This window comes from Chitinophaga sp. W2I13, assembly GCF_050434005.1.
Lineage (GTDB): Bacteria > Bacteroidota > Bacteroidia > Chitinophagales > Chitinophagaceae > Chitinophaga.
Genome location: NZ_JBNPWD010000001.1, coordinates 5,695,542 through 5,719,697, shown reverse-complemented (window position 1 = coordinate 5,719,697; position 24,156 = coordinate 5,695,542). Strand labels below are relative to the sequence as shown.

The following is a 24,156-nucleotide window of genomic DNA, read 5'->3' as shown; positions in this document are numbered from 1 at the left end:
AAAGTTATTATTGTTGATAGCCCGGGTTTTGCTCGCCGATGGTCGGGTTGTTCAGAAATTCGGTGTGCGGGATGGGCATGATATATTTCACCTTATCATTTGCGGTGGGCCGCAGTTCCTGTACCAGCGAAGATGGAAGGCGCAGCAGCGACATCCACTCCTGTCCGTCTTCTCCTACCAGGTTGCGGACCGTTTCCAGGTACAGTTGTTTGAGCATTTCATTAACGCTTCCGGCATTATCTACTGCCGAAAAATCTGTTACACCCGCATGGCCCATGATGTTTTTCAGGATAGTGCGGGCCGCAGCGAGGCTGCCGCCGGAACGTACAATAGCTTCCGCTTTCAGCAGGTATACTTCTGTTAAACGGATGGCATAGGCGGTTTCTGTTAAAGGTGTGGGCGTATTTCCCTCTTTGATATATTTCAGGAAGTAAAAGGTGCCATCCGAATAATCATTGGCGGAACCTATCATCCAGGCGCCGCGGGGATCATTCGCCAGCAATGTTTTCAGCGCTGTTTTGGCTACATACAGGGAAGATGCACCGGGCCAGTACTGGCGGCTGAGCACATAGTAATAGCTTTCCTGGTTTTGCTGTGATTTAACACCGAGTATAACTTCCGGGCTGGCGAGGCCTTTTGTGTAAAAGATGTCTTTCATCTGCGGCTCCAGCGTATACTGGCTATTGAGGATAATACTGTCTGCCAGGGCTATTACCACCGGGTAATCGGCCGGCTGGCCGTGGCTCATAAGCACCCTCATTTTCAGCGCCATGGCAGCCCAGCGGGTAGCGTAGAACGCTTTATTTTGTGTCGGCGCATTGGCAATGGCATCGTCAATGTCAGCAAGGATAGCGGTGTAGCTGTCTTTCACCGAGCTGCGTGCTTTTGCCGTAGCGCCCACTGTTACAAATTCATCGCGCAGCAATGCGCCATACGGACTGCTGAGATCGAACCACTGGCCGAAGTAGCTGAGCACTTTAAAATGGCCGTAAGCCCGCAGGAACCGTGCTTCTGCCAATACTTCCTTTTTACGGTTGTTGGTAAACGCTTTGTCCTCCAGCAGGGAAACGCCTTTTATAACGCCGTTGGCAGCATTTACCAACTGATAGGCAGAAGTCCAGTATATGCCGCTGAAAAAGGAATTGGTGTAGTCATTGAGTTCTGCTCCATCTTCGCCATAACCATATCCCATATAACCGGCAAATACGGCGGGGGGCACTTCGTGTTCAAACCAATCCGTTACATTATTAGTGGCATCCACGTTGGCAAAGCGATAGTAAACACCATTGAGGGCGATTTCAGAAGTGCGCTGGTCGATGATGGTATTACCATCTACCTTTGCATTTTCCGGTAATTTTCCCAGCTCCTTTTTGCAGGAAGTTCCTGCTATTAATAGGGTGCCGAGCAAAGTATATATGATCCTTTTCATAAAATCTTTTTTGTTGTTTTAAAATCCAAAACGAAGACCGATGTTAAACTGCTTTGTAGTGGGAAAGGTGCTTACATCCGAGCTGCCGTTGATAAGGCTGTAAGGATTGTTGCTTACTTCCGGATCGGGGCCAGGGTAGTTGGTGATCGTAAACAGGTTGGTAGCAGATGCGTACATGGAAGCGTCCCTGATATGCAGCGAGGAAGCTACTCTTGCCGGCAGCTGGTAGGTAAGCGTAATGGATTTTAATTTGATATAGGAACCATTGTACACATCGTCGCTGGCAGTGTTGCTCACATTTTCCCCGAGCAGCAGGCGGGGCCTGTTGCTATTTGGATTTTCGGGTGTCCAGCGATCTTTTATAGATACTCCCCTGTTGGCATAGCTATCGAAAGATTTATTCTGGATATCTGCGAGATAAAGCAGGTCTCCGCCGTAGGAGAACGTCAGTAAGGTGATAAGACTAAAATTTTTAAAGGTAAACGTGTTGGTGAAGCCGCCAAAGAAGTCCGGCTGCGACTTTCCTATCACATCGCTTTTGTAAAACCCATTGTCACCTATTTCATACATCGGATCACCGATGCCGAGGTAGGGAGCCATGTACCGTGCTAAGGTGAATTCTTTCTTGTAATCGTCCAGTTGTTTTTGGTTTTGTATAATACCTTTCATTTTATAGCCATAGAAGAGGCCGAGGGGTTCTCCTTTCCGTACGATGCTGTTACCCTGGATATAGGAGCTGACTTCACCCGCATTGGTGAAATCGTCATTGATGTCGGTTACTTTACTTCTGTTCCTGGAAATATTAAGCGCGCCTGTCCACTGGAATTGTTTGCTTTTGATGAAGTCCGTGCGCAGGTCCAGTTCCAGTCCTTTGTTATTGATAGTGGCAAAGTTGGAGATCACACTCCCATAAGATGAGCTGGGGGCCAGTTGTGTAGCCATTAACAGGCCCGTGGTATTTTTTTCATAATAACCGATCACACCGCGCAGGCGGGAGCCGAACAGTTCAAAGTCGAGACCCAGATCCTTCTGCAGGGTAGATTCCCATTTAATTTTTTCATTCCCGAGCTGGGTAGGAACGAGTGCATTCACACCACCGTAAGAACCGGGCGTATACAAGGTATAATAAAGGTTATCGCCAAAGTTTTGTGTACCGGTATAACCGCCGCTGGCTCTCAGTTTCAGTTCATTTACCCAGGTTACTTTTTTCATGAAGGGCTCTTCAGAAATACGCCATGCCACACCGCCGGAAGGGAAATAACCTACGCGGTTATCTTTCGGGAATTTGGAGGACGCATCTGAACGGCCGGTGAAGGTGAACAGGTATCTTTCTCTCCAGGCATAGTTAGCGCGCATGTAGAAACTCAGCAGGGAGTTCTGCCCGGAAACACCGGTGGCAGGTAAAGTAATGGCAGCGGAGGAAAGGTTGTTCAGGTATTTATCATCCGGGAAGCCCTGACCGCTGGCGGAAAAGGAATTATAGCGGTATTTCTGCCAGGAGGTACCGCCAAGGAGATTTAACCGGTTGTTTTCATTAAACTGTTTGTCCCAGGTAAGGGTATTTTCGAAGAAGAGGTTTACATCTTCTGTTTGTGACTGTGAGCCGACGCCGCCATTGGAGTCGTCTACCCCGCTGGGGGAAGCGATAACGGCCGAACTGGACACATAGTTCAGCTGGTGGTAGTTGTTGTAGTTAACAGAAACAGTAGACCTGAATTTCAGATCTTTCAGCACATCATAATCGCCGGAGAGTGATCCCAGGAGAGAAGATGTTTTTCCTTCGTTGATACCATCGAGGAGGATCATTGGGTTTTGATTGCCCTGGTAATCGTACCCGCCTATCTGCGAGCCCAGGAACCGGTAATAGCTGCCGTCGGGATTGCGTTCAGGCAAAGTAGGCGGCGCAAAGAATGCGGCCGGATAAATACCATTGGTGATATTATTTTTTGTGAATCCGTAATCGAGGTTGGTGATGATCCGGAACCGGCTGGTGATTTCATTATCCAGACTAATTTTACCGGAGATACGGGAGAAATCTGTTCCAAGCACCACGCCCTGTTGTTTGTTATAACCCAGGGAAGTATAGTAACGGGAACCTGAGCCGCCGCCACGTACAGAAATATCGGCATTCTGCGAGGTTGCGTTACGGAGTACGAGGCCGAGCCAGTCGGTGTTAGCCGTACCAAGACTTGAAGGATTTTTAATAATATTATCTGCCTTGGTGCTGGATGCCTGACCTGCGGCTGCGCGGGCGGTATTCAGGTTTACAGCGGCTTCTGTTAGCAGCGAGAGATAATCCGTTGCGTTGAGCAGTTTTTCTTTGATAGGTGTGCTGACGCCTGCATAGTAATTGGCTTCCAGCACTGGTTTCTGGTTCAGCTTACCTTTTTTGGTGTTGATGATGATCACGCCGTTGGCTGCTTTGGAACCATAAATAGCCGTGGCGGATGCATCTTTCAAAATATCGATGCTTTCAATATCATTGATATTTAACCCGGCGAGGCTATTCAGTCCGCGGGAGAAAGAACCGCTCACGGTATTATTAGGATCATCGCTGCCGGCTCTTTCAATCGGGTTTACCACTTCTGCCTGGTTCTGGATATACCTGTTCTGGATGGTTACCTGTACGCCATCGATGATGTAGAGGGGATCGTTGCCGCCGAGCAGGGAGGTACCACCGCGGATGCGGATCTTGGCTACGCCGCCGGGGGAGCCGTCGGATTGTGTAACCTGCACACCCGCTGCTTTACCGGCCAGCGCCTGGTCGATACTCACGAAGGAAACATTCTTTACTTCGTCTACATTTACCGAGGCCACCGAGCCGGTGAGGTCTTTTCTTTTAGTGCTGCCGTAGCCTACTACCACGTATTGGTTCAGATCATCCACTTTTGCTTTCAGTTCCACCTCCACAGTGAATTTACCACCCATGCTGAGCGTTTTGGATTCAAAGCCAACGCATGAAATCAGCAGCACCGCGCGGGCATCTGTATTATGCAGGATAAAGAACCCCGTTTGGTCAGTGATAGCGGCGGCGTTGCTGCCTTTTACCCGCACCGATACGCCGGGTATGGGATTGCCTTTGGTGTCCACTATTTTGCCGCGCACATCTTCCGGGGGAAGGGCGTCGTCGTTCGCCGGAGGGGTTACCTTCCGGGAAATAACGATGGTGTTGCCTTCTATATCGAAGGTTAACGGCTTATCCTTCAGCAGTTTTCCCAGTGCTGCCTTTAGCGGCACTTCCCGGATCTCTGCCGAAACAGGACTCACATCTGACAGATCTTTACTCCGGTAAAAAAACACATACCCGGTTTGTTGTTTGATGACGCTGAACAGCTGCTGCAGCGGCATATCCTTGCAGGACACCGTGACCGTTTGTGAAACTCCACTGGCACAAACGTGTAAAGCCAGTACCGTTAATAAAACTGCGGTCATTCTCATTACTCGCCAGATTTTGGTGACATAATTGGTCCCTGGTTGAGGGGACCTTCCGTTATCAAGTGAACGAACCAATGACATGGAAAACCCATGCGGGTTGCGAACAACATTAATTTTCATACCTTAGATTGGTTTTTGGTTGACAAAATGTTTCTCATCCGCCTTTGCAGGCAGTGAAAAGCTTTCCTGAAACGGGTTAACCATTGATCAAAACCTGGTGCGGACGCCAATCTTGACACCAGGTTTTTTTTATGGATGAACATAAGACCTCCGCGTCCGGTGGACCTCATCAATTCATAACATGATATTACTGGATAGCTATCTGTGCAGACGTTAGCAAGCCTGGCAACATTGGTTGTTTCGCTGACGTTGGTGGTATCAGCTATGGTTGGTTATTGATTTAGCTTATGGATAAATAATGATCCGTCTTCCCTCCTCTACTTTAAAGTTAATTTTTGCCTGTGACAATACTTTTAACAATTGTTCCTGTGTAAGACTTCTCCCTATTTCCCCGGTAAATGTTTCTCCCGGTATTTTATCGCTGTATTTTACTTCTATATTATACCACCTGGACAACTGACGCATGACGGTAGGGATATCTGCCTCCTCAAAAGAGAAATACCCATTCTTCCAGGCGATGGCGCTGTTCACATCTACCCTGCCCACTTTTATGATCCCGTCGCCGCCGGGTGTGGCTTTTGCCTGCTGCCCCGGGTTCAGGTGGCGCATAGCGCTGCTTGTTTTTACCAGCACCGCCCCTTCCAGCAGGGTGGTATTGATGGTGCTTTCATCTTCATAGGCATTGATATTAAAATGCGTGCCCAGCACCATTACTTCCATGTTATTGACTTTCACCGTAAAAGGCCGTTCCACATCGCTGGCCACTTCAAAATAGGCCTCTCCTGTGATCGTCACCGTCCGCTCCTTTCCCGCAAACGCCGTAGGATAGCTGATAGAGGAGGCAGCGTTCAGCCATACATCCGTTCCATCCGGCAGGGTGATTTTATACTGTCCGCCGCGGGGCGTGCGCAATACGTTATAAGTTACCGCAGATGCCTCGGCTTCCTCGTTTTTATATACGATTTGTCCGTGCGTGGTTTTCTCTACTTTACTATTCCCTTGTACAGTGAGTACTCCCGTGCCGGCGCTGTCCAGGTTTACCACCGTTCCATCTGCCAGCGTGAGCGTGGCTTTATCGCCTCCGGGCATAATAATCGCCGGCTTATCTGCGACCACCTGTTTCTTACCCGACTGCCACACATAGAAGCTGCTGCCTGCCGTTACCAGCAATATGACTGCCGCTGCCACCTTCCAGCCGCTACGGCGGCGTATGGGCACTACGCGCTGCTCCGGCGCCGTTGCCAGCATCAGGCGATTACGCATCCGTTGTTCCATGGCTGTTTCGGTTTCCTCTACAGCTAAATGGGCTATTAAGGCATGCTCGTCATAAGCATTGTACCATCGCAGCAAACGGTCCTTCTCCTCGTCACTGGCCGCGCCGGCAAGGTACTTTTTTGACAGTATGGCCAGTTCATTCATTTCCATCCGTGATAATAATTTACAGGGTCCTATATAGTAATGTCCGGAAATAAGGGTGCTACCCTACCTCCGTCAAAAAAAAAATTATAGACATTCTTAAAAAAGGGCGTGAAAGTAGTTGCGGAATTGGAGGCGCAGTCGCTGCAGGGCTTTGGTAATATGCTTTTCCACGGCCTTTTCGGAGATCTTCAGTTCCGTGGCAATTTCCCGGTTGCTCATACCCATATTGCGGCTATAATCGAATACAATGCGGCATTTTTCGGGTAGTTGCTTTAATTGTTCCTGCATGGATTGCTGGAGGAAATGTAACTGGGCGGTATCGTCTGTCACCGCCTGAACAGCTTCGGGAAGGGCTTCCACCGCTGTAACCGGGACCATTTTCGATAATTGTGTAAATACAGCGTACCTGTTGGCAGTAGCCAGGTAGGCAGGCAACGACCGGATGATAGTTTGCGTCCTGCGCTGCCAAAGACCGGTAAGCACGTCCTGCACCACATCTTCCGCCAGCTCCCGGGAACGCAGGCGATCGTATGCCAGTACATACAAACGTTTCCAGTAACGGTTGTAAATTTCTGTAAAGGCGTTGTGATCATCTTTACCCATCAGCTGAACCAGCTCATCATCAGCATAGTAGGAGTACTCGGTCATCATCTCTTATAAAAATGCCTGCAAAAATTAATGATTGGTTGATCTTCAGAGATTGTTATGAACCCAAAGCTAAGGTATAAGGGGATGAGAAACAAGAGGCGGGAGGAAATCGGAAAATTGTTATTGGAAGAAACAGATTAACTTATTCAACACAGACAACTGGATGTAACGAATATGCAGCAAACCACATTTGGGAATTCTTTTGATGTATTCCGTAGGAAAGCGCCTACGTATACTTATTACCACAGGGATGATTAACGGATCTATTGACGGTTTTGGCGGTATCCTCAATGGTTACGCACTTGGATGGCCGGTTGTGGACCGGCCCAGGCAACAGAGAAATCCTTGACAGCAGGGATATACTCAGAGATGATGCTATTTGGGTTTGCCTTTCTGTGGCGGATAGTTTAATAAGTAATATGTACGGATACGGACATACCTGTTCAATTTTAATGATCTATAGTTGTTACAAACGAAGCGCTCAATAAACAAAAAGCCCCCGCAGCGCACGCTACAGGGGCTTTCCTTATCATTAACCCATTTTATTTAATTTCCTGTAACATCTCCTTCACCGCCGCTTCTAACTGGGTATCCTTACCCGCCAGGAATTCTTCATACCGAAGCGGCACCCTGATGTCCGGTTCCAGCTGAAGGTTTTCCGTAGGGCGGCCTTCTTTACCGATAGTGCCAACCATTGGAATACCGAATACCATGGTTGGATCGATCTGTGTTTCCCACCAAACGGCGGTTCCGGTACCGGGTACCGGCATACCGATCAGTTTACCGAGGTTACCTTGTTTATAGATGTATGGGAAGATGAATGCATCGCTGTAGTTCCCTTCGCTCATGAGTACACAGCTCGGCTCCTGCCATTGGCCGGAGGGTTCACCGCCTTTAAGCTTTTCACCCTGTGGCGCAAACTCAAGGTATTTTTTACCGCTGAGGAAGTTGTACAGGTCGTCGTGCAGCCATCCGCCGCCGTTGAAGCGGGTATCTACAATCAGGGCTTTCTTATCGCGGTTGCGACCCATTACTTCGTCGTATACAGAACGGTAGCTGGCGTCGTTCATGCCTTGTACGTGTACGTAGCCTACTTTTCCGTTGCTGAGTTTATCCACCATTTCGCGGGTATTTTCCACCCAGCGTTTATACATGAGCGTACTTTCTTCACCGGCGGATATTGGTTTCACGGTTTCATCCCAACGGGCTTTGGTATCGGGGTTGTAGATGCTTACCAACACGTTGTTGCCTGCTTTGCGGTTCAGTAACGATGCCCAGTCGGTTTTAGCTGTGATGTTTTCGCCGTCTATTTTTTCAATGATGTTACCTTTCTTCAGTTTGCTGGAGGCTTTGTCGAAGGGACCACCGGCGATGATGTCATCTACTTTGAGGCCATCGCCTGTGGAGGTTTCATCATACAGCAAGCCTAAAGATGCAGTGGCGTCGCCATTCATTTGTTGCGGCGAGTAGCGGCCACCGGTGTGGGAGCCATTCAGTTCTCCGAGCAGTTCGCTCAGCAGCTCTTCAAAATCATAATTGTTGCTGATATGCGGGAGGAAGCGGGCATAGTTATCGCCATACATTTTCCAGTCGATGTTACGAATGGTAGGATCATAAAACTTCTCTTTCACCTGTTTCCATGCATGCCAGAAAATGTATTTACGTTCCTCGTCCTGGTTCAGCGACAGCTCAGTGCTGATAGACACCGGCGTAATTTTGCCGCTGTTGGCGTCTACTTTTACCACGCTGCCACGGTTACCGACAAAGAGCGTGTTGCCATCTTTGCTTAACTCGATGCTGCCGGGTGTACCGGCTAACTTGGCGAGGATCTTTGTTTCACCGGTTCTCGGCTCTGTTACCCACAGGTCGTACCCCTTCTCAAAAGAGGCCATGTAATATAGTTTGCTGGCATCTTTGCTCAGCACGTAGTCGCTGATGGAGGCGCTGTTGATAGTAAGTTTTACCTTCCTGTTTTCAAGGTTATTGAAATCGGGATGAAATCCTTTTTTCGCGTCGGCCGAATCTTTGGCCTTCAGCGTGGAGTCTTTGGCTGCTTTGCCGCCGGTGGCTTCTTTTTCTTTCAGGAGATTAAATTCGTCTTTCGACAGCTTATAGTTATCATAAGCTTCCTGGTCGAAGAATACGGCGAAGATATCTACTTCGCGGCTGCCTTGTTTGGCAAGTGATTTACGTCCTTCGCGGCTGCTGGCCCAGGTGAGCATTTTTCCACCGGCGCCCCATTTGGTACCGCCTTCGCCAAAACCGCTGTTCACGGGGTAAACGAATGCTCCTTTACCATCGGCGGGAATAAGCGTGGCATTTTTCGTGGTGAAATAACCCTGCTGGTCATCTGCAGCTATCCATTTGCCATCGGGGCTCCATTCAAAGCTCCAGTCGCCATCCGAGTAGGAATGGTTGCGGCCTGCGGGCAATAAGGTGCGACTTTTACCGGAGGCGATGTTGAATACCTTCAGGACATTGCGGTTTTCTATATAAGCAATTTCTTTTCCATCCGGAGAGAACAGCGGCTGGAATTCTTCTGCTGAGGTGGCGATCACCGGTTCTTCCTTCAGCAGGGTGGCAGCAAAAAAGTAAGGTTCTTCTTTGCGCACTTTGGTAGTTTGAAAGATGTCCCAGTTGCCGTTGCGTTCTGCTGCATAGATGATGCTTTTGCCGTCGGGCGACCACTGCACCATTCTTTCCTGTTGGGGCGTGTTGGTAATACGTTTGGTAAGATTGCCTTCCACGCTGGTAACAAACACTTCTCCCCTGGCTATAAATGCCATTTCCTTACCGTCGGGGCTCATGGCGAACTCGGTGGTGTTGCCGCTCACGGGTACATTTTTCACAATACCGGCCCGTCCATCATTAAAGATGCTTACTTCCAGCTTACGCGGTTGTTCGCCTTCTTTCAGCGTATATATTTCACCGTTATAGGTGAAGCAAAGGGTATTGTTATCTGTTTTGGACAGGTTACGCACCGGGTGTTTGGTAAACGTGGTGAGCTGCTGCATGCTGGCTTTATCTGTGAGAGAACCTTTGAAGAGGTTCTGTGAGATACCGCCTTTTTCGCTGAGATAATAAATATCGTTGCCATTGCCGAATACAGGTTCCCTGTCTTCCCCAACATACTCCGATACCTTTTCATAACTGCCTTTTGCAATATTCATTACCCAGATATCGCGGGTAACAGAAGATACGTGGTGTTTACGCATCGGATCTTCATATCCTTTCCGGTCCTGGAAGATGACTTTATCGCCTGCTTTGTTGTAATGCGCTACATCGGCTCCTGCGGCGCTGAGCAGTGTGGCGCGGCCACCGGTTACCGGAACGGTATACATGTTCCGGAACAGGCGGTACGGAAATCTTACGCTGGCGGCAGGCGCGTTGCGTGCGCTCCCGAAAAGTACCTGTTTGTTGTCGGTGGTGAAGTCGTACGGAAAATCGCCGGCGCTGTTGCTGGTAACACGTACCGGTGTGCCGCCTGCGGCGGGCATCACAAACACGTCGAAGTTGCCATAACGATCGCTCGCAAACGCAATGTATTTGCCATCGTGGCTCCATACCGGGAGCATGTCGTGGGCTTCATGAATGGTGAGTGGAACGGCCACTCCCCCTTTGGTATCTACCCGGTAAATATCTCCTTTATAGCCAAAGGCAATGGTGTTGCCGTCGGGAGAGATAGAAGGGTTCCTGAGCCATAGGGCATTTTCCTGGGCATAGGCAGTGGCGGCCATGAGGATGGCTGCACATCCGAATAATAATCTCTTCATAAGCGCTGATTAGATATCTGTTGTTAAGCAGCTAAAGAAAGCTGACGCGCCAATGTATAAAAATAACCGCTTTTTATCAAGCAGGATAGTGACCAGTGGTTATTTGAAGGTAAGACGGATAAACCGCGGGCGGTACAACTGTGGCTGGGCGGCCAGCTCATGAAGGAAATTGAACGCATTGACATTGTAGCTGATGAGCAGTTCACCCGGCTTTGATAAGTTGGGGTGCGCCTTGGCGTTATATACAAGGAAATGCTTGTTTTCCTTTGTTTCCGGGCATTCCCATATTTTGATGACCGGTCCGAAAGGCCCGGCAGGACTGAGACCCAGCCGCAGCCCCACTACAGGACTTATACCGTCCACCTGGAAGATGAGGGCATAACGGCCATCCTTCAACGGCGTTACACTCAGTTCATTGGAGGCATGTGCGGTTACCGCAGCCGCCTGTTGAATGTTCGCCGTCCATTGCTGCCCGTTCCAGTAGCGCCATCTTCCGAAATCCTCGATATCCGCTGGCAACACACGGGCTACGAGCACTTCTTTCTGTAATCCCTTTACGCCATAAACGTACACGTAGCCATCCGGGTTGGGCGCGCCTGCCCGGCGGGTATTCACGAAGATGCCGACGCCAAAAGTGATATGCTGACTGCTATCCAACGGCTGAAACAACGGCGTATCCAGTTGGCGGTGGTTGGCAAAAGGAGGCCGGCTACCGGGCGGCAACACAATAAGGGCATTGCCTGTTTCAGCAAAACCGAAAACTTCGCTGCCAATATTGCGGATACGGTAAGCTACTATGTAAGTGCTGTTTCCTTTTTCATGATTAACAAAACCGTCGCCCAGCCAGTAATAGTCGCCTTTAACCGCGGCAAGTGTGCGGGGTTCAAACATCGTTGCATCCGAATAGAAGCGGATATTTTTCTCCAGCGGCTCATTACCTTTCAGCATCGCCACGGAATTGTGGATCATGGTTACATCCGGCTGAAGTTTGCCATCCCGGATGGTGCCGGTCATGGTGTCGCTGAAAAGCAGCAGGGTACTGTCTGCCGCGCCGGCGGTATCTACCCCATTCACCGGAATGCTGAAAATGCCATCGCCGCCAAACCAGCCGGATTGGCGGATAAAGAGTGCGTTCCAGTCGTTCGCCGGCGCCACGCTATAAGACAGGTGCACGGTATCCCTGCTTTGCAGGGGCACGGTGTCCAGGCAGTTTTCCGCGCAACAGTTGCTGATCAGTAATGCCAGTAGCGTTATCATCTCCCGTAAATTTAATAAAAAAAGCCCTTGCAGTACAATATGCTGCAAGGGCTTTAGTCAAACTATTTATTACTACCAGGCGCGGTTACGGCCTACATAAATATTCTTCGCATTATAATAGGTATCTCCGGCGGGGCCATTGCTGCCACTGGAGCCTTCCATCTGCATGTTGATGATAATATACATGGGCTTGCCCACAAAGTTAGCCACATGCATTCCCTTCCATACGTTGTCGATGTAATAATGAATATTCACATCGGTAGCGCTCACCTTCGTGATCCAAACGCGGTAGTTATGCCAGTTGCCGGGAGATGATACATTGGTTAAGATACTGGACACATCCTGCCAGGTTCTGAAAGTATTCTGCCAGTTGGTGGCGTTCCCCTTAAACTCCAGGATATCGCTTTCCGGAGGCCAGCTGTTAACACCGGTAAGCCAGAAGGCAGGCCAGGAACCGGCTACAGACGGCGCCTGAAAATCTCCTTTTACTTCCCATTCGGGGAACTGGTCGTTGATTAACACCTGTGCTTTAGCATGCACAGCGCCACTATGGTAGTGAATGGGCAGATAAGGATCACTGCTGCTATTACCTTCGTTCCAGTTGATGCGGGCGGCCTTAATAGTAAGGACTCCTGCATTCAGGTAAATGTGATTATGGTCTGAACTGCTGCCATACATACGTGCGGTACCGTTATGATCCGATCCCCAGGGATAGAGATAGTTCCAGGCCGCTTCAAAGGCACTGTAGCTGGCAAACGAACTGTTGTCCAGTACGGTTTCCCAGGTGAGTGCAGCAGCTGCCTCTGTTTTGGCCAGCGCTGCATTTTCAACCGGCTGAAGTTTGTCGGACGCCTGCTTGCCGCACGACAGGATCACGGAGCTGCTAAGCGCCAATAGGATTTTCATACTTGTTTTCATAAAGTGGAGTTTTTATGGTGAATAATAAAATACTTCCCTATTTTCCATCCACGCCTATATTGGGAGGTGTTAACAACAATGGGGTCCCATATAGATCTTTTACTGTTCTATCCGGCAGTGCGGCGCCCTTGTGCAGAGCAGGCGAACCCGGTTGCAAACGAAATGCTTCCAGCGCCTCCATGCCGTGCATGCCGGTTAACGGCGCTGCCCGGAACTGCGGATCTTTTGAAACCGCGGCTTTATCGGCCGGCCGGTTAAGATGCCTGCCAAAATAAAGGTTGTTGCTGTACACATTCCGTTTGCTTTTATTCATGATGTAGTCTGCCGTGCCGAGGGTATAAAAGATATTGTTGGCAAAATAGGTACTGTCGGCATACCCAAACCAGTTGCCCATTTCTACCAATGTGCTATCCATTTTAATATCTCTTTCTGGCAGGTAAATAACGTTGTTGTATATACGTGTATTTACTACGGGGCCGGTTATATGAAAAACCGGCGCGAAGCCCGCGTGTTTACCGGTGGTGCGCAAACCATCGTTCATGCTAACGTTGTAACGGATGATGGTTCCTTTATTGCCGCAGCTTTGCGGAGCATTGGCACTTCCATCGTCACATACCAGTACAAAGCCACCGTCGTTATCATGACTGTAATTATATTGTATCACGGTATTATTACAGTTCCAGTCGGAGTCGAATCCTTGTCCATCCCACGGCGCTTTATGATCGCTTACTTCATTGTATTGAATCAGTGCATTATCGCAGCTCCAGGGCCATATGCCGGCAGCCGATTCTGTATCAGGCAATAAGCGGGGGCAGTCCCGCATGATGTTATGCTCCACCAGCACACCGTCACAGCCGGTAGGCACAATTCCATCGCCGGGCACGCCTTCTATCAGGTTACCGCGGATCACCACATGCTCATTGGGAAACCAGTCTGTTCTGGACCAGTTGCCGTTTACCAGGATGCCGTTGCGCTGACAACGTTTAATGGTACAATCTGCCACCAGGATGCTGTCGAATTTCGAGCGGGTGTGCCGGCCGCCGTTACTGAAAATAATGCCTGCCCCGCCGCCGTCTTTCTTTACCAGGCTGCCGTTTACATCATGCACATCTACATTTTTGAGATAGATATTGGAAGCAATACCGTAGTCGGATAACTGCACCAGTATGCCCGCGCGATGTGCCTTCACATCCGGGCCGTAGTTGGAAATATCCAGGTTACGGATTTCCCAGCCTTCTGTGTTCAACAGGTATAACGTTGCCGCGCATTACGCCATTGCCCTGGATGCGTGGTTTGTATCCTTCTCCATACTGGTCGATGGTGATCAGCTGTTGCGCGTGGCCGCTCCCCTGTGGCTTCAGCTGCCCTTCATAAATGCGGCCCGCACGGAAGCGGATCTGATCTCCCGGTTCAAAAACGTGGCTGTTCACCTGCTGTAAACTACGCCAGGCTTGTTGTTCCGACAATCCACTATTGGTATCCTTACCCGTAAGGGCATCTATATAATATGTATTGGGCACAGCAGCAACAGCAGGTAAACCCACCATCATGGCAATTAATACGGCGCCCTGAAAAACCTTTCTAATATTCATTTCAGTTATCTTTTAATAATACATTTACCAGCCTGGTGTTTGCGCGAGGGCAGATGATTTCATTTTCTCCGCCTGTGGTATCGGATACCAGTACATCTTTGGTTGAAACACCCTTCCTTCCACTTCTGCTTTTTCATAAGTAAACGTATTAGCGTTCACACGGGTGATGTTTACACCATACACCGGTGTATTGAACAAGGCTACCCCCAGTTCCCAGCGGCGTACATCCCAATAGCGGTGTTCTTCAAAGGCCAGCTCCACCCTTCTTTCATTGCGCACCTTATCGCGCAGGGTGGCGGCATTCCATTGACCAGCCAGCAACAGCGGCATCTTAACGGATGCGCGGTCACGTACCTTGTTGATAGCTTCAAGGGCTGTTAAGCCAAAACCCTGCGGGTCCTGATCGGGGCCGTATGCCTCGTTCATGGCTTCCGCATAATTGAGATAGATTTCACCAAGACGGAAGAGGATCCAGGTATGCACGCTGGTTTTATTCTGTACCAGGTCGAGGTTTTCATCCACATACTTTTTCAGGTAATAGCCTGTTTTGGTAGCACGGTCTACTCCTCTGCCTTCGCGGCCACCGGTAAATGCCTCTACGGCACGGCCTTTCCACTGCGAGTTATTAAGGATCACGGTCATGGCTAAACGCGGATCCCGGTTATCGTACGGATGCGCTACCTGAGCTGGATTACTCCAGTTAAAAGTACTGCCGTCGGTCATTTCATAGGCATCTACCAGGTTTTGCGTGGGCGTGGTGCCACTGCCGCCGCCATCATAACCAATGGGATAGTTGGCCCGTTCAAAGCCATTGCCGGGTGCATAGCGGTGTGCAAAAATGATCTCTTTGCTGGTGGTGCTGCGGAACAGTCCACGGTAATCATTTTCCAGCTGATACGCTTTCAGGTCAATCACCTCTTTTGCTGCCTTTGCAGCGGCTATCCATCGCTCCTGTAAATTTCCTTTGTTATTAAGGCTGCTCGCATAATAAAGGAGCATGCGGCTTTTCAGCGCCAGTGCTGCGCCTTTGGTAGCCCTTCCCAGATCGTTATCGGGAACTGTTACCGCCAGGTGCGCAGCAGCAGAATCGCATTCCGAAGTGATAAACTGCACGCATTCATCGTAGGTGTTGCGGGGCAGGTTGAGGCTGTCCGACAAGGCCAGTGTTTTAGTAATGAGCGGTACGCCGCCATAGCGGGTTACCAGTTCAAAATAAAAGTAGGCGCGCAGAAAACGGTTTTCATAACGCCAGCGCTCCAGGTCGGCCGTCATGTTGCGGTAAGTTTGCTGTGCGGTGGCGTCGGGATTCAGCTTATACATGTTGAGGTCCACATTACCGGACTGCTCCAGGTAAAGATTGGTGCGGCGTATAGCCGTATAAGTGGTATTCCAGTTATCGTCCGGATTTATGTAGGGGTTCCAGCTGCCGTTATTATAGCGTTGAATGGCGCTGCCTTCCCAGGTAAATTCTGCATCATCGGTAGCTGCGTCGAGCATGGCATTATCCAGCCGGTTAAAGCCATCGGGCAAAAAGCCATAAGTGCCTATAAGGAAGTCACGTGTTCTGGCGTAGGAAGAAAATACTTCATCCTTCGTTAGCTCCGTACTTATCTGCCTGTCCAGGAAATCTTTCTTACAGGATGCGGTGATGAGTGTAACTACTCCTGTAAAAAATAACCAAAACTTATATTTCATAACTTGAAATTTTTTGTTGAGATGATGATCATAATTGCACCCGTACACCAGCGTTCATGGAACGCATAGCAGGATATCCGCTGAGTGTTTCAGGATCAGCAAAATGAATATGGTCCAGCGAAAACACATTGGTGGCGTTCACATACAGCCGTAGTTGCTGCATCCGGATGCGCGACAACAGCGAGGCAGGGAAAGTGTATCCCAGTTCAATGTTGCGCAGTTTTATAAAGCTGCCGTTGCGCTGCCAGAAGTCTGTGGAGCGGTAGTTGTTATCATTGGCTGCAGTAGTAAGCCGCGGATAGGTAGCGGTAGCGGCAGTTTCCGGCGTCCACCGGCCCATCGCAATGGGCGCTGCTTTTGCATCATTTACAAAAGCCCATACCAGCGGGCCGGATAACATAATGCTGCGGTTGGTGACGCCCTGGAAAAATGCATCCAGGTCAAACCCTTTGTATTGTACGCCCAGGTGCAAACCGAAAGTCCACTCCGGCAATACAGGTTTGCCAATGGCTACTTCATCATAAATATCGATGATGTGGTCGCCGTTCTGGTCTTTGTATTTGATATCGCCGGGTTTTACCGGTGCAAAGATCTGTTGCGGGCTGTTGTTTACATCTGCCTCATCTTTAAAGAACCCGATAGCCTGTAATCCAAAAGGCTGCCCGATGCTTTGACCGGTGCGGTTAAGATAGGCATAAGGTTGTTGTGCTTCTGCCATATACAATATTTTATTCCGGGCGAAAGCTGCGGAGGCAGTAGCAAAATAACTGAAGCTGCGTTTTACTTCGCTCTGGTATCCCAGTTGCAATTCAAAGCCCCTGTTCTGTACGCTGCCTACGTTTTCGGCTGGCAGGCCCACGCCTATATAGCCGGGAACAGCGCCGTATCTTTCCGCCAGGATATCTGTTCTCTTTTCGTTGAAGATATCGAGCATCAGGCTGACTTTATTATTCAGCAGCGAGGCATCTATACCAATATTGGCCCTGCGGTCTTTTTCCCAGGTAATGCCGGGGTTCGCGAGACTCCCTTCATCCATACCACCGGCATAATGATTATCCGTGCCAAAGTAATATCCTCCGCCGCTGTTGTAATACTGGCTGTAAGGAAACCGGCGTCCGCCCACCTGGTCGTTGCCCACCTGGCCATAAGAGGCCCGTAGTTTCAGGAAGCTGATCCACTGTGCCTGTTGCAGGAAGTGTTCTTCAGATAAGATCCATCCGGCGGATATGGCAGGGAAAAAGCCAAAGCGTTTGCCTTTAGGGAAATTTTCGGAACCGTTGTAGCCAAAGGAAAAATCGCCGATGAATTTTCGTTTATACGCATACGTTATCCTGCCGGCAGTACCCTGATGTGCATAGGGAACGTTATTACCGGATATGGTATAAACATCCTGCTGGTAAAGTAACAACGCATCAATGCTATGATCACCGAACGTACGGTTATAGGTAAGATTATACTGGGTGTTGGTGCGTCTCCACTGGTCGTTCACCCCATCGTTTTCCACGATAGTGGTGTTATCGCCAAACTTGTTGTAGATAGTGTCTCCTGCCGGGTTCCTGAGTAGTTGAAATACGGCGAACTGCTTGGTTTTATCGTCATTTCCCTGGAACCAGTTATTGAAAGATACTGCTGCACCGGCTTTTAATCCCGGTGTAATCTGATCCAGGACATAGCTGAGGCGCATGGTCGCCTGCAGGCTGCGAGCGTGCGTGGTAGCTACACCACGACCCAGTACCAGTCCTACGGGGTTACCGCGGTATACCGAGGTGCCGCCGTAAGAGTTATCGGGATTGCGTACCGGGAATGCATTGGGCGGTATCAGCATCATATTGTTCCATATTTCCGGGGCGCCAACGCCGGGATAGCTGCGATCCTCCACCCTTCCGGCCAGGTCCAGCGACGTACTTAAACGCCGCGTTACTTTAATATCCACGTTGGAGCGGAAATTATAACGCAGGAAATTGGCGTTGGAGCTTTCTTCTCTTTTTTTATCGGTGTTCTTATACAGCCCGGTGTTCTTCAGTACGTTCAGCGATACAAAATAGGTAGCGTTGCTGTTGCCGCCGGTGAGGTTCAGGTTGTACTCCGACATGGGCGCGGACTTCTTCAGCACTTCATCATACCAGTTTACATCGGGATGAAAATATTTATCGTTGCCGCTTTTGTAGGCGTCCAGGTCTGCGGGTGTGTACTTGTCTGTTTTACTTTCATTCCGCAATGCCTCGTTGTAGAGGGTGGCGTAGTCGTACGATCCAAGAAAATCCGGCAGTCGCTGCGGACGCTGAAAACCGGTTTGCGCGCGGAAGGAGATTTTAGGTTTGCCGTTGAAGCCTCTTTTGGTGGTCACCAGCAATACGCCATTGGCGCCGCGGATACCATACATGGCAGTAGCGGTGGCATCTTTCAGCACGGTGATGCTTTCTATTTCATCTGCTGCCAGCTGATCAAAAGGACTTTCAAATCCATCTACAAAGGTAAGGAGTCCTGACCCTCTGTACGAACTAACGCCGCGTATGGTCATGGATGGCGCATCATAGCCTGGTTCACCGCTGCCCTGCATAACGGTGAGCCCAGGTACACGGCCATACAGGCCATTGCTCAGGGTGGCCGCGGCTGATTTCCGTAACACGTTGCCGTTCACCCGTCCATAGGCGCCGGTTACTTTCCACCACGCCTGTTCGCCATATGCCACAGGTACCTGCCGGGAGGTATCTGCAGTTGCCGAGGCAGAGTCGGCAGCAGATTGTGCCAATGCCGCAACGGACAATAGTGTACCCGTTGCCGTTAGCAAAGCTGTTCTTTTTATTTTATATATGCAGTTCATTGTTTCAGTATTGAAGTTTACAATCGGGCATGGAATTACCAGCCTGGGTTCTGGATCATGTATTGTTTGTAGATTTCCACATTGGGGAAAGGATACAGGTACATTTTATCGTTCCACACCCTCTGTTCAAACACTACCTGGTCGAAATGAAATTCGCTGCTGCCGGCAATAGGCTTCAATCTCAGGCCATACATCTTTCCATTCATCACCCCTTCGTCGCCGGCAATTCTCCAGCGACGCACATCCCAGAAGCGATGTTCTTCAAATGCCAGTTCCACGGTGCGTTCATTTCGTATGGCCGTTCTCATTTCTTCTTTCGTTTTACCTGAAAGTGCAGGCATGCCGGAGCGGGCGCGCACCGTGTTGATGGCAGTATACACTTCTGTAACGGGGCCCTGCGCTTCGTTCAGCGCCTCTGCATAGTTGAGATAAAATTCGGCGAGGCGGAATACGGGCCAGTTGATGGTAGCGCCGTAGGTTGACCAGGTAACACTGCGGGGCAGGAACTTATGCAGCCATTGTCCGCCGCCGCGGTCGCCGCCATGCAGGGCAGGTTTGCCATCTGTTTTGATGTACATCTGCACCGCTCCTATTTCACTGTTCCAGTTGGCGCCGTTGTATCCTATTGATTGTGCAAAGCGGGGGTCCAGCGAAGCGTACATGGCATTGGCGTTATCGCCGGATTCCGGCCAGGTTTGAGCGCCACCGGTTTTCTTTTCGTACAGTTTCACGAAGTTCATCGGCACAGAAATACCATACCAGCCTCCGTACATATTCACGGGCATGGTGAAGTTGAAATAGTCGCCATAAATGCCCCACCAGCCGCTCGATTTATTCGCGAGGATGATTTCCGCGTTATCCGGCTGTGACCACACATACTCATAATTCTTATCCGCGCCAAACTCGGTGATCAGGCGGCAGCTCCCGGTGGGCGCCCAGTCGAGCACCGCTTTGGCGGCATCCGCGGCCTTCTGCCAGCGGGCAGCATCGTAGTTATGATAGCCCACCAATGTAGCGATAGCGTCGGTGGTGGCTACATATGGGGTGGCGCTGTTGAACAACGGACTTGCTGCATACAACAGCACGCGCGATTTCAATGACAGCACCGCGCCTTTGCTGATGCGGCCCCGGAGGAAACCTTCCTGTGCAGGCGGCAGCCCGGTTACAGCAGCATCACAATCGGCCACGATGAAATTGATACAATCTTCCAGTTTGTTACGCGGCAGTTTCAGATCGTCGCTATTGAGCAAACGCCTGTCTACAATAGGCACGCCGCCATAACGCTTCACCAGTTCAAAGTACTGCAGGGCGCGCAGGAAACGCGCTTCTGCTTTCAATTGTGTTTTATATTCCGCGGTGGCATCCGGCACACCGTCGATGCGCTCCATAAAAATATTAGCCTTGCGGATGGCTTTATAGTGCGTATTGAAATCATCTTCCGGGTTATCGTTGGCGTTCCATTGCCCTTCGTTAAAACGGTTGGCGCCTGGCCAGCTGTCCGCAATATCCCCTTCATCACAGGCCGCCGCCAGCACACCGGCTACGATGCCGCCGCTGCTCGAAGTACTCCAGCCGGTAGGTAATCCTGAAGGCATGCTGTTGCCATATACATCATACAGAAATGTTTCTGCATTCCTGATCTTTGAAAAAATAGTATCTTCTGTAATATCCACGGATGGCGGCTTCTCAAGAAAATCCCTTGTGCAGGAAAAGAATGCGCCCAGCAGCAGACTTAATATGATATAGTATTTTACTTGTTGCATAGTTTGTATTTTTTAGAACTGCAGATTCAACCCCACGTTGTATACCTTTTGTTGCGGATAAAACTGCCCGCGGCCATCCGGTGCTTCAGGGTCGTATGTTTTCAGGGACGACCAGGTAACGAGGTTCATGCCATTGGCATATACCCGTACGCTGCCGATCTTTGCGCGTTTCAGGATGCCATCCGTAAAGGTGTAGCCCACTTCCACGTTCTTGAGTCGCAGGTAGCTGGCATCTTTCAGCCAGTAGCTGGAACGCTGATAGTTGTTGCCGGCAGGGCTTTGCGACAGGCGGGGAAACGTGATGTTTTCACCGGCCTTATACCGTTCTTCGTTCCAGCGCTCCATGTGTACCGACATTGCATTGCGCCAGTCGGTGTCAAATGGCCATGCCGCCATTTGCTCCAGGTATACGGAAGCTTTGCCGGCGCCCTGGAACAGCACCGAGCAATCGAATCCTTTATAGGCTGCACCGAAGGAGAAACCATAAATAATTTGCGGGAGCTGCGAGTAACCGATAGGCATCTGGTCGTCGTTGTTGATGACGCCATCACCATTCACATCTTTATAGCGGATATCGCCGGGCTGGAGGGCATCCCTGCCGTTGGTGCCGGGCGCATAGGACGACTGTGGTCTTTTTGTATCATTGATCTCGTCCCAGGAATTGAACAGCCCTTCTGCCACCAGGCCAAAATACTGACCTACCGGGTTACCGGTTTCGTTTTGATAGGCGTATACCCGCGGAGCTTCATCTTTAAATTCTATTTTATTACGGGCAAAAGAGTAGTTCGCTTTTACCCAGTAGTTCACTTTGCCAGCATAGTCGTTGTAGCCGGCATCCAGTTCAAACCCTTTGTTGCTAACCCTTCCCAGGTTATACGCTGGCAGGTCGCTCACTCCTACAATGCCCGGCACGGCGCCGCGCATAGCCAGGATATTATTACGTTTTTCCTGGAAGTAGTCGCCGGTGAAAGACAACCTGTTGTTCAGCAATTTCATTTCAAGGCCGATGTTGGATTTCTTGGCTCTTTCCCAGGTGATATCCGGGTTACCGAGTTTGCCTTCGTAAGAACCGCCATACCATTGGTAAGAGGAACCTACTTCGCCGAAATTGTATCCACCGCCGTATGCGAAAGAAGAAGGAAGGTAGAGGAACCGGGAGCCGCCATTGAAGATATCGGAGAGTTTATCGTTGCCCACTTCTCCATAAGATCCTCTTACTTTCAGGAAGGTGAGGTATTTATTCTTTGGAAAGAAGGGTTCATCTGAAGCCACCCACCCCAGGGAGTAAGCAGGGAACCAACCAAATCTTTTGCCCTCGGGAAAGTTTTCAGAGCCGTTATAACCCATGTTAAACTCCACCAGGTAGCGGCTTTTGAAGTTATAGGTCACGCGTGCCGCCATTCCGAGGTAGGCGTTGGGTACTTTATAGGTGAGCGTAGGTGCATAGGCTTTACTCTGATTATACAGCAGTAAGCCGGTAACGTTATGCGATCCAAAACTGCGGTTATAATCCACTGCCAGCTCACCATATATTTTGCGGCGCTTGTCGTATCCTTCGCTGAAGCCGAGGGTGGTTTCTTCGCCCTGCGGCACATAGAGGATATTACCGGCGTTGGCCGGGTCTTTTACAGCGAGGTAGGTAACGTTGTTTTTAGAGCGCCTGATAGAGTGGCTGTACCAGCTATCGTAAGCGATGGTACCACGGGCCGATAATCCAGCCGTTATAAAATCCAGTTTATGGTTCAGGATAACGGAAGAATTCACATTGCTTTTAAACAACTGCTGGTAGCCTGCGTTCAGCATGGTGAGCAGCGGGTTCCTGCCGTTTACGGCGCCGGAAATCGTGACCAGCTTACCATCCACAATACCGGGGCTGCTGAAAGGATTGGCCGACAGCACATCAAAGAAGATATCGCCGGCAGATTTGGCCGGGTAATTCTGATTCTCTACCTGTCCGCCGAGGTTTACTTTTACGGTAAACAGCGGGGTTACATCAAAATCGAAATTAGAGCGGAAGTTATACCGTTTGTATTTTGGATTGGCGCTGAATTCGGGGTTATAGTCGGCATAGCGGTAAGCCCCGTTCTGTTCAAAATAGCCGCCTGAAATAAAGTATCTGGCCAGCGAGGTGCCGCCGCTGATATTCAGGTTGTGCTGTGATTGAAGGGAATAAGGTTTCAGCATCATATCGAACCAGTCGATGCTGGGATGAAACACGGGGTCCTTGCCGGATTTAAACAGTTCCAGGTCCTCTTCCGTAAAATAAGGCTCCTTTCCGTCGTTTTTGAGCGCTTCATTTTTCAGGGTGGCATACTCATAGCTGCTCACCATTTTGGGCAGCTGGGTAGGGCTTTGCCGGCCCAGGTTGGAAGTTAAGCTCAGCTTGGGAGGCCCCATTTTGCCGCGGCGGGTGGTGATCAGGATTACGCCGTTGGCGCCCCTCACACCATATACCGCTGTAGAAGAGGCATCTTTCAGGATATTGATGGTTTCTATTTCGTTGGGATCTATCTGGTTGATGTTGGAGCGTTCAATTCCATCCACCATGATAAGCGGGTCCGACCCGGAGCCGGCATCCAGTGTGCCGATACCGCGGATCTTCAGGCTGGAACCATCCTGGCCCGGTTCGCCGCTGCGTTGTACCGCAATAAGGCCTGGCAGGCGACCCACCAGCATGTTGGATACGTTGGCAACGGGGGATTGTAACAGATCTTTTGTACCGATGGACGCCACAGCGCCGGTAACGGTTACCTTTTTCTGCACGCCGTATCCCACCACCACCACTTCCCCGAGGTTCTTTTCGTCCGGCTGCATCTTTACATTTAAAACTGCTCCGCTGCCCAGCGATACTTTGCGGGTAATATACCCGATACAGGAGAACACCAGCACCCGTTTGCCCTCCGGCACATCTATGCGGTAATTGCCATCCGAATCGGCCGAAGTGGATTTCTGGGTACCTTCTACCACGATGGTAGTGCCTATCAGGGCGCTGCCTTTTTCATCGGTTACCTTACCGGTAATGATGACGCCGGCCGGTTTAACGGCGGCAAAGGTAAAGAGAGGTAATGAGGTCAGGGACAGGAGGACAACATAAGTTATCCGTAAAAAAGACCGCACACTACAGTAGCTTTTTTTCATAACGTTGGGTATTGACTTTTGAGAATGACGTGGCTGTATGCCCCGCATTACATTGGTTGACAGGGGTAAAATTCGGATGAATCATCCTGAATCATGGGGGAGAGATTCGCCTATTTAGGGGGAGAAATTGGGAATAAGGCGCTAA

The 24,156-nt window shown here is 50.0% G+C and carries 13 protein-coding genes; all 13 read right to left on the bottom strand.

The annotated features are described in order from the left end of the window. Window positions 1–7: 7 nt before the first annotated feature. The 13 genes from QFZ48_RS23640 to QFZ48_RS23580 all read right to left on the bottom strand — a co-directional run bounded on the left by QFZ48_RS23640 (window position 8) and on the right by QFZ48_RS23580 (window position 24,011). Complete coding sequence (locus QFZ48_RS23640; RefSeq protein ID WP_429063933.1) at window positions 8–1,429, bottom strand: RagB/SusD family nutrient uptake outer membrane protein; 1,422 nt, start codon at window positions 1,427–1,429, stop codon at window positions 8–10. Window positions 1,430–1,447: 18 nt separating this feature from the next. Further along, window positions 1,448–4,867 carry a TonB-dependent receptor gene (locus QFZ48_RS23635; protein WP_429063931.1) on the bottom strand — a complete coding sequence of 1,140 codons (3,420 nt, stop codon included), beginning with the start codon at window positions 4,865–4,867 and terminating at the stop codon, window positions 1,448–1,450. A 402-nt stretch (window positions 4,868–5,269) separates the two neighbouring features. After that, complete coding sequence (locus QFZ48_RS23630) at window positions 5,270–6,409, bottom strand: FecR family protein (protein ID WP_429049015.1); 1,140 nt, start codon at window positions 6,407–6,409, stop codon at window positions 5,270–5,272. A gap of 90 nt (window positions 6,410–6,499) precedes the next feature. Then, entirely contained in the window at window positions 6,500–7,054 is a 555-nt protein-coding gene (locus tag QFZ48_RS23625) for a sigma-70 family RNA polymerase sigma factor (RefSeq protein WP_429049018.1), read from the bottom strand. A 539-nt stretch (window positions 7,055–7,593) separates the two neighbouring features. Further along, on the bottom strand, window positions 7,594–10,824 hold the full coding sequence (locus QFZ48_RS23620) for a S41 family peptidase (RefSeq protein ID WP_429063930.1): 3,231 nt from the start codon (window positions 10,822–10,824) through the stop codon (window positions 7,594–7,596). A gap of 99 nt (window positions 10,825–10,923) precedes the next feature. Next, window positions 10,924–12,081 (bottom strand): DUF4185 domain-containing protein, encoded by a 1,158-nt coding sequence (locus QFZ48_RS23615; protein ID WP_429063928.1) that lies wholly within the window; start codon window positions 12,079–12,081, stop codon window positions 10,924–10,926. A gap of 72 nt (window positions 12,082–12,153) precedes the next feature. Continuing rightward, the gene (locus tag QFZ48_RS23610) at window positions 12,154–12,999 is read right to left on the bottom strand and encodes a glycoside hydrolase (RefSeq protein WP_429063926.1); all 846 of its coding nucleotides are present in this window, start codon (window positions 12,997–12,999) and stop codon (window positions 12,154–12,156) included. 37 nt (window positions 13,000–13,036) lie between these two features. Beyond that, complete coding sequence (locus QFZ48_RS23605) at window positions 13,037–14,245, bottom strand: right-handed parallel beta-helix repeat-containing protein (RefSeq protein ID WP_429063925.1); 1,209 nt, start codon at window positions 14,243–14,245, stop codon at window positions 13,037–13,039. Further along, on the bottom strand, window positions 14,217–14,591 hold the full coding sequence (locus tag QFZ48_RS23600) for a hypothetical protein (RefSeq protein WP_429063923.1): 375 nt from the start codon (window positions 14,589–14,591) through the stop codon (window positions 14,217–14,219). Before QFZ48_RS23600 ends, QFZ48_RS23605 begins: the two co-directional genes overlap by 29 nt. Window positions 14,592–14,615: 24 nt before the next feature. Next, complete coding sequence (locus QFZ48_RS23595; RefSeq protein WP_429063921.1) at window positions 14,616–16,286, bottom strand: RagB/SusD family nutrient uptake outer membrane protein; 1,671 nt, start codon at window positions 16,284–16,286, stop codon at window positions 14,616–14,618. A gap of 28 nt (window positions 16,287–16,314) precedes the next feature. Continuing rightward, window positions 16,315–19,110: a SusC/RagA family TonB-linked outer membrane protein gene (locus QFZ48_RS23590; RefSeq protein ID WP_429063919.1), complete on the bottom strand. Its 2,796-nt coding sequence runs from the start codon at window positions 19,108–19,110 to the stop codon at window positions 16,315–16,317. 35 nt (window positions 19,111–19,145) lie between these two features. Beyond that, the gene (locus tag QFZ48_RS23585; RefSeq protein ID WP_429063917.1) at window positions 19,146–20,873 is read right to left on the bottom strand and encodes a RagB/SusD family nutrient uptake outer membrane protein; all 1,728 of its coding nucleotides are present in this window, start codon (window positions 20,871–20,873) and stop codon (window positions 19,146–19,148) included. 12 nt (window positions 20,874–20,885) lie between these two features. After that, window positions 20,886–24,011, bottom strand: coding sequence for a SusC/RagA family TonB-linked outer membrane protein (locus QFZ48_RS23580; protein ID WP_429063915.1), 3,126 nt, complete (start codon window positions 24,009–24,011; stop codon window positions 20,886–20,888). Between the last annotated feature and the right edge of the window lie 145 nt (window positions 24,012–24,156).

Coding starts and splice junctions, on each gene's coding strand:
- QFZ48_RS23640 (WP_429063933.1), bottom strand. CDS start 1,429: ATGAAAAGGATCATATATACTTTGCTCGGCACCCTATTAATAGCAGGA.
- QFZ48_RS23635 (WP_429063931.1), bottom strand. CDS start 4,867: ATGAGAATGACCGCAGTTTTATTAACGGTACTGGCTTTACACGTTTGT.
- QFZ48_RS23630 (WP_429049015.1), bottom strand. CDS start 6,409: ATGGAAATGAATGAACTGGCCATACTGTCAAAAAAGTACCTTGCCGGC.
- QFZ48_RS23625 (WP_429049018.1), bottom strand. CDS start 7,054: ATGATGACCGAGTACTCCTACTATGCTGATGATGAGCTGGTTCAGCTG.
- QFZ48_RS23620 (WP_429063930.1), bottom strand. CDS start 10,824: ATGAAGAGATTATTATTCGGATGTGCAGCCATCCTCATGGCCGCCACT.
- QFZ48_RS23615 (WP_429063928.1), bottom strand. CDS start 12,081: ATGATAACGCTACTGGCATTACTGATCAGCAACTGTTGCGCGGAAAAC.
- QFZ48_RS23610 (WP_429063926.1), bottom strand. CDS start 12,999: ATGAAAACAAGTATGAAAATCCTATTGGCGCTTAGCAGCTCCGTGATC.
- QFZ48_RS23600 (WP_429063923.1), bottom strand. CDS start 14,591: ATGAATATTAGAAAGGTTTTTCAGGGCGCCGTATTAATTGCCATGATG.
- QFZ48_RS23595 (WP_429063921.1), bottom strand. CDS start 16,286: ATGAAATATAAGTTTTGGTTATTTTTTACAGGAGTAGTTACACTCATC.
- QFZ48_RS23590 (WP_429063919.1), bottom strand. CDS start 19,110: ATGAACTGCATATATAAAATAAAAAGAACAGCTTTGCTAACGGCAACG.
- QFZ48_RS23585 (WP_429063917.1), bottom strand. CDS start 20,873: ATGCAACAAGTAAAATACTATATCATATTAAGTCTGCTGCTGGGCGCA.
- QFZ48_RS23580 (WP_429063915.1), bottom strand. CDS start 24,011: ATGAAAAAAAGCTACTGTAGTGTGCGGTCTTTTTTACGGATAACTTAT.